5 protein-coding genes and 1 pseudogene are annotated in these 7,400 nt (G+C 61.4%); 3 read left to right on the top strand and 3 right to left on the bottom strand.

The window, feature by feature from the left end; translation table 11 throughout:
- Positions 1-150: 150 nt before the first annotated feature.
- Positions 151-1,716, bottom strand: coding sequence for a cell wall anchor protein (locus ACNQOP_RS20440; protein WP_416405566.1), 1,566 nt, complete (start codon positions 1,714-1,716; stop codon positions 151-153).
- Between the two features lie 203 nt (positions 1,717-1,919).
- On the opposite strand from ACNQOP_RS20440, the gene ACNQOP_RS20435 reads away from it, so the two are divergent.
- The 3 genes and pseudogenes from ACNQOP_RS20435 (at position 1,920) to ACNQOP_RS20425 (ending at position 4,486) form a co-directional block, all read left to right on the top strand.
- On the top strand, positions 1,920-2,066 hold the full coding sequence (locus ACNQOP_RS20435; RefSeq protein WP_416405565.1) for a hypothetical protein: 147 nt from the start codon (positions 1,920-1,922) through the stop codon (positions 2,064-2,066).
- Between the two features lie 1,274 nt (positions 2,067-3,340).
- Positions 3,341-3,901, top strand: a pseudogene (locus ACNQOP_RS20430) (choice-of-anchor P family protein); the annotation flags it as partial.
- On the top strand, positions 3,881-4,486 hold the full coding sequence (locus tag ACNQOP_RS20425) for a choice-of-anchor P family protein (protein WP_416405567.1): 606 nt from the start codon (positions 3,881-3,883) through the stop codon (positions 4,484-4,486). The pseudogene ACNQOP_RS20430 and the gene ACNQOP_RS20425, both read left to right, overlap by 21 nt.
- Positions 4,487-4,599: 113 nt before the next feature.
- Here the strand turns inward: ACNQOP_RS20425 and ACNQOP_RS20420 are convergent, their stop codons facing one another.
- The gene (locus ACNQOP_RS20420; RefSeq protein WP_416405564.1) at positions 4,600-5,472 is read right to left on the bottom strand and encodes an MBL fold metallo-hydrolase; all 873 of its coding nucleotides are present in this window, start codon (positions 5,470-5,472) and stop codon (positions 4,600-4,602) included.
- A gap of 113 nt (positions 5,473-5,585) precedes the next feature.
- Complete coding sequence (locus ACNQOP_RS20415) at positions 5,586-7,079, bottom strand: polysaccharide pyruvyl transferase family protein (protein WP_416405563.1); 1,494 nt, start codon at positions 7,077-7,079, stop codon at positions 5,586-5,588.
- Positions 7,080-7,400 lie beyond the last annotated feature (321 nt).

The raw sequence follows: 7,400 nt of genomic DNA, 5'->3' as shown, positions 1-7,400 counted from the left end.
CCCGCGCGGGGGGGGCGCGCCCCCCGGGCTCGCCCTAGTCGTCTACTCACCCCCCCCCAACAGGCCCCCCCCCCCCCCACCCGGCGGTGGGGGGGCGCGCCCCCCCCCCCCCCCCCCCAACACCCACATGCGAAGAGGGATCGTCCGGGACTACCGGCGGTTGGCTGCCGCCTTCCGACGGCCGGCTGCCGCCAGGAACAGGCCCATCAGGAGCATAGCTCCCGCCCAGAGAACGAAGGTTTCGTTCAGGCCCGTCTTAGCCAGCACGCTGGGTCCTCCGACGGCGGTCGAAACCGCGGTGGTCATCGCACCCTTTGTCACACCAGCGGCTACGACCGTGCCGGTTTGGGTGCCAGCGCTGCCGGTGGTGATGAGACCGGCGGTGTTGATACCGGTTGTCGGAGTGCCCGTGGTGTTCTCTCCACCGTTATCGGGGCCACCGGACGTCGGCGGGGCAACAGCCGGCGGGTTCACAACAGGCGGGGTAACCACCGGCGGAGTCACAACAGGAGGGGTCACAACAGGAGGGGTGACCGTGCCTACCGAACCGCCCCCAACGCCCACCGAGGTGGAACCAGTGCTGATGGGAACCGTGATGGGGATGATCAGCTGAGTGCCCGATCCAATGCCGCCAGAACCATTAGTGGTACCGCCGGTAGTAGTGCCCGGAACCGTTCCGCCCGTAGTGCCAGTACCTGTGGCTGAAGAATCACCCAGCACACCAGCCGCCGTCGAACCCAAGCCGACCGGAACCGTCACCGGAGCAGCAACCTGAGTCCCCGAGCCAATGCCGCCAGAACCACTCGTGGTACCGCCGGCCGTCGTGCCCGGAGCCGTCCCACCTGTGGTGCCCGTATTCGTGGCGGAAGAATCACCCAAGACACCAGCGGACGTCGAACCCACCGTGATAGGAACCGTCACCGGAGCAACAACCTGAGTCCCCGAACCGATGCCGTCAGAACCACTCGTCGAAGCACCCGAGGTAGAACCACCGGAAGCGGCAGATCCGGCTGGGGAACCCGAAACGGCGGAAGAATCACCGCCGACACCCACAGCAGTGGCTCCGACGTTAACAGGGACCGATATCGGAGCCACTACCTGAGCGCCGGACGCAAGACTCTCTCCCCCCGACGTAGTTGCCTGCGCTGGCGCCGAAGCTGCCGGGGCAGGAGCTGATGATGAGGTGGCGGTTGAGTCCCCCAGGACACCGGCCGACGTCGACCCCACGGTGATGGGAACCGTTACCGGTGCAACCACTTGGGTGCCGGACCCAATCGCGCCGGCGCCGCCGGTGCTGGCTGCCGGCGTCGGACTCGTTGTCGCTGCTGGAGCGGCAGGTGTAGCTGAGCTCGTCGCAGTGGAACCCCCCAGCAGACCCACTGACGACGAGCCCAGGTTTATGGGCACCGTGACCGGAGCGACCACTTGGGTCCCGGAACCGATGCTGTTCGAGCCGCTGGTGTTGGCGGCAGGTGTTGCGCCGGAACCTGCAGCGTTTGCCGGCGCGGATGTGGTGGCTGCTGAGTTTCCCAGCAGTCCCAGCGAGGTGGCGTTGAGATTGATTGGTGCTGTTACGGGCGCTGCCACCTGCGTTCCGGAGAGGACTCCGTCTTTGCCGCTGGTGGTGTCCGCGGCGTTTGCCGCGGTGGCGCTGAGGACAATCATGCCCCCGGCAAAGCATGTGCCGATAAGGCACTTGCGAATGGTCGTGTTCATTGTGATCTTCTCCTGAAGGATCTTGTTCCCAGAGACGTCCGTTGACGAACGTCCTTACAGCCGTCTGCCGCGAAGAGTGGCGCGGCAAGGTCCGGGAACTAGTCAGGAGAGGAGCCGGGGTCAAAACAAACCGGCTCCGGATGCTGCTCATCGCCGGCCGCAGAAAGACCAGGTAAAGCGCCAACGGGGACAATCATTGCGTCGTGCAAGAAAGCAGCGGCGGGGCTTGGTGGGCCATTTTGGGAGCTATTGGATCCGGCCCCAGCCACCCCGGCGGGTACTTCTTCGACATCAAGCGGCAGATCAGCAGGAGCTACAGGATGCACAGCGGACTGCTGAACCTCACTTAATGGGACACCACCCGTTGAGCCGAACACCCGGGATATCGACAGCACCGGTGGGACGCCAGCAGCCCCCGGAACAGAAGCACGCACAGGCTGGAGAATGGGCGCTGATGCTTGGATCCCGGCCTGTGTTGCGGCAACCGCGGACGGGGGGCCAACGACGTCGGAACTTGGGTTAGTGGCGGAAACCGGCGTCACGCTTCGGGCCGGGATTCCTGGCAAAACCGAACCGTCGCCGGTCGGCAGGGGCGGAGTGAGGGTTACTGCGGGCGGAACAACGCTATCCACTGCGTCGACGATCGGTTGAAGAACCGGCGCAGTTACGTCCGTTACGGGTTCCAGCCCGACCGGCTTCAAAAGGTCGTTTACAGGTGGAACGAGCGCCTCAGCTGCGTCGTCAACGTTTCCGGCAATCGGCACAACCACGGCGTCTACGACGCCGCCAGTTGTGTCGGCGGGGACAAGTTGAGTGGCCAGCGGGATCGTCCCGATGATCCCGTCCGCCGGGGACCCGGCCTTCTGCACGATAGGCGTCACAGCAGGAACCTGAACCGAAATGGGGTTCGTCGGGATCACCGTTTTGACGGCTGCGGACAACGGCACATTCGGCACGGGAATGCTAATGGTGGCCGGTGCAGTTTTCGGCGTGACGGTCTTGACTGTCGTGCCCGCCGACTTTTGAACTTGGGCCGTGGCACTGTCTACGGTGCCGGTCACCGACGACACAGTGGAGCTGACTCCACCGAGGAGTGAGTGGTTATCAGGAAGGTTTGAATCGGCACTTGCCGCGGTTGCAGAAAGGGCCATCCAAATGGCGGTGCCGGCTCCAGCGACCATGACAGAGCGGAGAATGCTGGTAGCACGCGGGAAAACGCGTGAACCCTTCATCTCGACACCCCCAGGTAGTCGCGAACCAACGGTCGCCTTCATCCTAGGACGGACGGAAGCATTTAGTCCATGGCTGGGAGTATAAGAAGACTGTGCATTTTGGTAGCGGGACGCATACATGCTCGCGACACCGGCTCCGCGCCCTCTTGAACTTGAAGCAAACTCTCTGCTGAATTCGAGGGACCTATTGTTTAAGCCTATTTCCGGCCTGTACCGTGAGCGCCATCGTAAGCAACTTACGAGATCGTGTAAGACATTCTGGGGAGATAACTACATGAAGCGTTCGCATGTTGCATTAGTGGGGGGCACTCGCACTCACACTAGCCGGACCGGTCTCACCGGCTCTCGCTGCCACTACACCAGCGCAAGTAACTACCGGATTTTCCGGCACGGCGTATGGCTCCTACATTTTCAATGCCGACAAGACTCTGACGTCTGGCCCTACGGCTAGTTCAAGCATCAGTTGCACCGGCGCCACAGGAAAGACGTCATCAAACACCGCTGCTGCACTAACCGTCCCTGCCGTGGGAAATGTGGGCGCGGCGTCAACCAGTGTCAAATCCCTGCTTACAGCCACGGGGAAACGGATCGAAAGCAAATCAACGATAAACGGAACGAATCTGCTGGGTGGGTTGATCACCGCCGGTGCCATCACTTCGGAGAGTTCGGCGGACAAGAATACAGCCGGCGCCTTTACTGGAACCAACAAGACGACGATTGCCGACCTGAAGGTTCTGGGTGTGGCGGTGGGAGCCAACCCCGGGGCTAATACGGTGCTGGACCTGTCAGTACCCTTGGTGGGATCGGTTGGAAAGATCACGTTGAACGGGCAGGAAAAGCGCTTGGTCAACGGCGCCTATCGGGTATCGACCACGGCGCTCCGTGTCGAAGTCCTGAAGTCCGGGCTGCCTGGGCTCAGGGTCGGAACGGATATCCGCCTTGGGGTCAGCGCAGCGAACCTTACGGCTCCGCAGTCGGGCTATCTTTCCGGCACCGGTTTCAGCACCAGGGCCTTGCTTGCTTCGGGGCTGATTAATTCAAGCCCCACTGCGCTGGCCTACGTCGGATGCAGCGGTGGAGCAGGATCAGCGAATCTGGCAGGGGCCAACATTCCGGGTCTAGCAACGGTCGGAGCAACCTCAACGAAGACAAGCGGTGTCCTGACACCACAGCCGAAGAGCACCGTGACGAACACCATCGCAGGAATCAATGTCCTCAACGGGCTGATTCAGGCGGATGGCATCAAGGCCGAGACGAGCGCAACCCGGGCTGCGGGCGCCACCACAGCTACTCTGACGGATACATCCACCTTCACCAACCTCAGGATTGCCGGGCTGCCTGCCATCAATGCATCAGTCGCTCCAAATACTGTGGTCCAGGTTGCCGGTCTCGGCCAGGTTACCCTGCACAAGGTCAGCAAATCATCCAGTGCCATCATTGTCACGATGATCGACGTTGTCCTTAGCCAGCCCATCGGTGCGTTGCCCACAGGATCACGACTCCAGATCGGCTATTCCAGCACGGGAGTTGGACTCTAGCCGTAAGAAGGCAGTCAAGGGACCATATTCACTGGGACGAAATAGACGAACGGTCCGTCACCAACTACGGTGACGGACCGTACTTGTACTTTTTGAATTGGCTGCGCGCCTGCTTAGGAAGGGTATGAACCTGTTTTTCCCGGTCCAAAGTCGGGGGTACCCAAAGTGATACGACCCGCAGCATTGGTTTCCTGCAGCCGCTTGATGAACCAGCGGGATTGTTCTGGACCATACGGCAGGACGGGAATGGCTTTGGTTGCGTCCGAGGGCATGTCACGAATCGACTGCGTGGCCTGCCGCACGGCGGTGCTCATGGTGTTTGCCATGGTCTTCACGAACTGGTCGCTGGCAGGTTCACCGTGGCCCGGGACCAAGTGTTCGTAACGGTGCCGCAGCGCGGAGATGTGCCGCAGGGCGTCCGCCCACTCTTCCGGATACGAGTCTTCGAAGGACGGGTGCGCACCCTGTTCCACAATGTCGCCAACATAGAGCGTCGAGCTGGTGCCTACCAGCAAATCACCATCGGTGTGGGCCCTGCCCAGGTAGAACAGCGTGGCAGTGACTCCTCCGAGGTCAACCAGCACGGGCTGGTCGTGAACAAGTGCGTTGGGGACGACGATTTCGACGGCGTCACCCTCCCCCGCTGCCATCTCAGGTTCGTTGGTAGCGACGAAGCGGCGCTGGTTGTCAGCGTCTTTTTCGATGGACGCCGCACAGTTGGCGTGGGCCCAAAACTCCGTGACGCCGTCGTCCGCAAAAACTGCATTCCCAAAGAAATGGTCGTAGTGAGCGTGGGTGTTCACCACTACCAGCGGCAGCTGGGTCTTTTCCCGCACGGCATTAAGGATCTCGCGGCCTTGGCGCGGGCCGCAGCCGGTGTCGATGACCATAGCGAGCTCGGAGCCCACCACGAGCCCGGTATTGAGTAACGAACCCTCGGTTTTCAAGACGTAATTGTCCGGTCCGAGTTCTAACCAAGCTGACAATGCGTTCTCCGTATCCAATGCAATCCGGCGATGTTCAGGCCTCTACTCTACCCACGGAAACCGGGGGAAGGCTGGAAGACGGGCAGGTAGCTGCACTCGAAAGGTGCTTCGGCTCAGGACCCAAGAAGACCCAGACGCCGCGCCAGGCGAACCACCTTGGACGATTCCAACGCACCGAGCTTTTGTTCGAGTTGACTCACCTCGTTCTCCACAGCGGTCACCGCGCCGGACATTTCCTCCAGAGCGACACGTAACCTCTCGCGCTCGGCTTCCACGGCGGCCAGAGTACCCGTGGTGTCCTCAAGGGCGTGCTCCAGCCGGTAGAGCTCCACGGACTGGTGCCCGATATGAGCCTCGTTATTGGCCGTTAGCTTTGCTGCTTCGGGGTGTTCACCAGAGTGAAGCTCCGGGAAAATCGGTTCGGGGATGTCAAGAATGGGGGCGGTCGGGGTCGCCCCTTTCAGGGTTTCGACGATGGTGTCCCACCACGCGCTCTGGAAGTCCGCTTGTGAGGGGCTGATGGTGTTCAGGTAATCCCGGATTTCACCGCGGCGACGCCACAGTTCGTCCACGAACTCATTGAATTCAGGAGTGACTACATGCCGGAGTGACCGCATCGTGTGCCCCAGGCCCCAGTTCGCCAAGGCGCCGCCGAGGCGAACTTCTCCGTAATAATCCACGGCCAGAGCCAGGCAGGGCACACCCGCTCCGAGTGCAAAAACGATGGGGTGGTAGCGGCTTGCGACGACGAATTCCGCCCGAGCAGTAAGCGCCACCGCTTCCTCGGCAGTAAATTGTCCACAGACAGTCACGTTCTTGGTCCGCATCCTGCGTTGGATGTCTGCGTGCATCTCGATGTCGATGTCGCGGTTTCCCGGACGGGACATGTGCGGAATCATGACAACATCAAGGTCGCCAGGTCCTGCCAGCCTGTCCAGGGTCTCGGCAACCCGCTGGTTGAAATCGTCCCGGGCCATGGCCCCTGTGCCAGGCGCGAAGCTGGCGACCAAATAGGGACGACCGGGTTCCGGTTGGTATGACGGGGCTGCGGAGAGGTAGTCCGTGCCTTCGGGGCGCCCTTCGAGGAAACTCGCGTCGTCCAGGGTCAGTCCGGTTTGAACGCCGGCCTCAGTCAGCATTTCCAACGAGGTGCTCTCCCGCACGCTCGCCAGCGCCGCGGAGCGGAAGAGTTCAACTGCAGTGTCGTAGTCAGGACCGGTCAGGACAGGACCCACTGTCTGTCCGGAAATTACGAGGGGCTTTTCGAGCGCCTCTGCAATTGCGCCGAGTGCTGCACGTTCGTAGAGCAACCAGCCGTAGGGAGAGTTCATGTTGCCACCACCGGCGATGACCACGCCGTCGGACTCGCCAACGGTCTTGATCAGCGCGTGGACCTGGTCGTCTGCGGGAAGCGCTTCCAAGTCCCCGTCCAAAACGGCGCGGATTTCCTTCAAGTACGTTTCCCGGCGATGAGGAGGCCAGGGGAATTCGAGGGTGTTTGCAGCCGCGGTGCCGTAGAGGCGTGAACTCTGTTCAGGGTTCCGGGACAGCACGACTATGTCAGCAACACCCCGGGACTGGAGTTCATCCACGACCGCATGAGCCATCGCCTCATCCCCGACGTGATAGACGGTTTGGCCTATATCTCCCAGAACTACAACTCGCACGATTCCCCGGTGTTAGATCATAAAAAGCAGATTCCAGAGTACCGGGTCGGACTAGCTAGACCCGACGGGTCGCTCGTTGATCCCAGAAACTACGACGCCGGAGGTGAGGTTTACTTGAGACCCCACCTCCGGCGTACGCGGAATTACTGGCAACTGGCTCGGTACTACTTCCCGTATTTTTGGTTGTACCTGTACATGAACGCGGCCATCGCGTCACGGTTCACGGGTTGGAGTGGCCGGTAGGTTTTGGACCCGTTCGCT

Origin of the sequence: Arthrobacter sp. LFS091 (assembly GCF_047977885.1) — a bacterium.
In the GTDB taxonomy this organism is placed as follows: Bacteria; Actinomycetota; Actinomycetes; order Actinomycetales; family Micrococcaceae; genus Arthrobacter.
Note: the sequence above shows the minus strand (reverse complement) of the source record. Positions and strands in the feature narration are given on the sequence as shown.

Coding starts and splice junctions, on each gene's coding strand:
- ACNQOP_RS20440 (WP_416405566.1), bottom strand. CDS start 1,716: ATGAACACGACCATTCGCAAGTGCCTTATCGGCACATGCTTTGCCGGG.
- ACNQOP_RS20415 (WP_416405563.1), bottom strand. CDS start 7,079: ATGGCTCATGCGGTCGTGGATGAACTCCAGTCCCGGGGTGTTGCTGAC.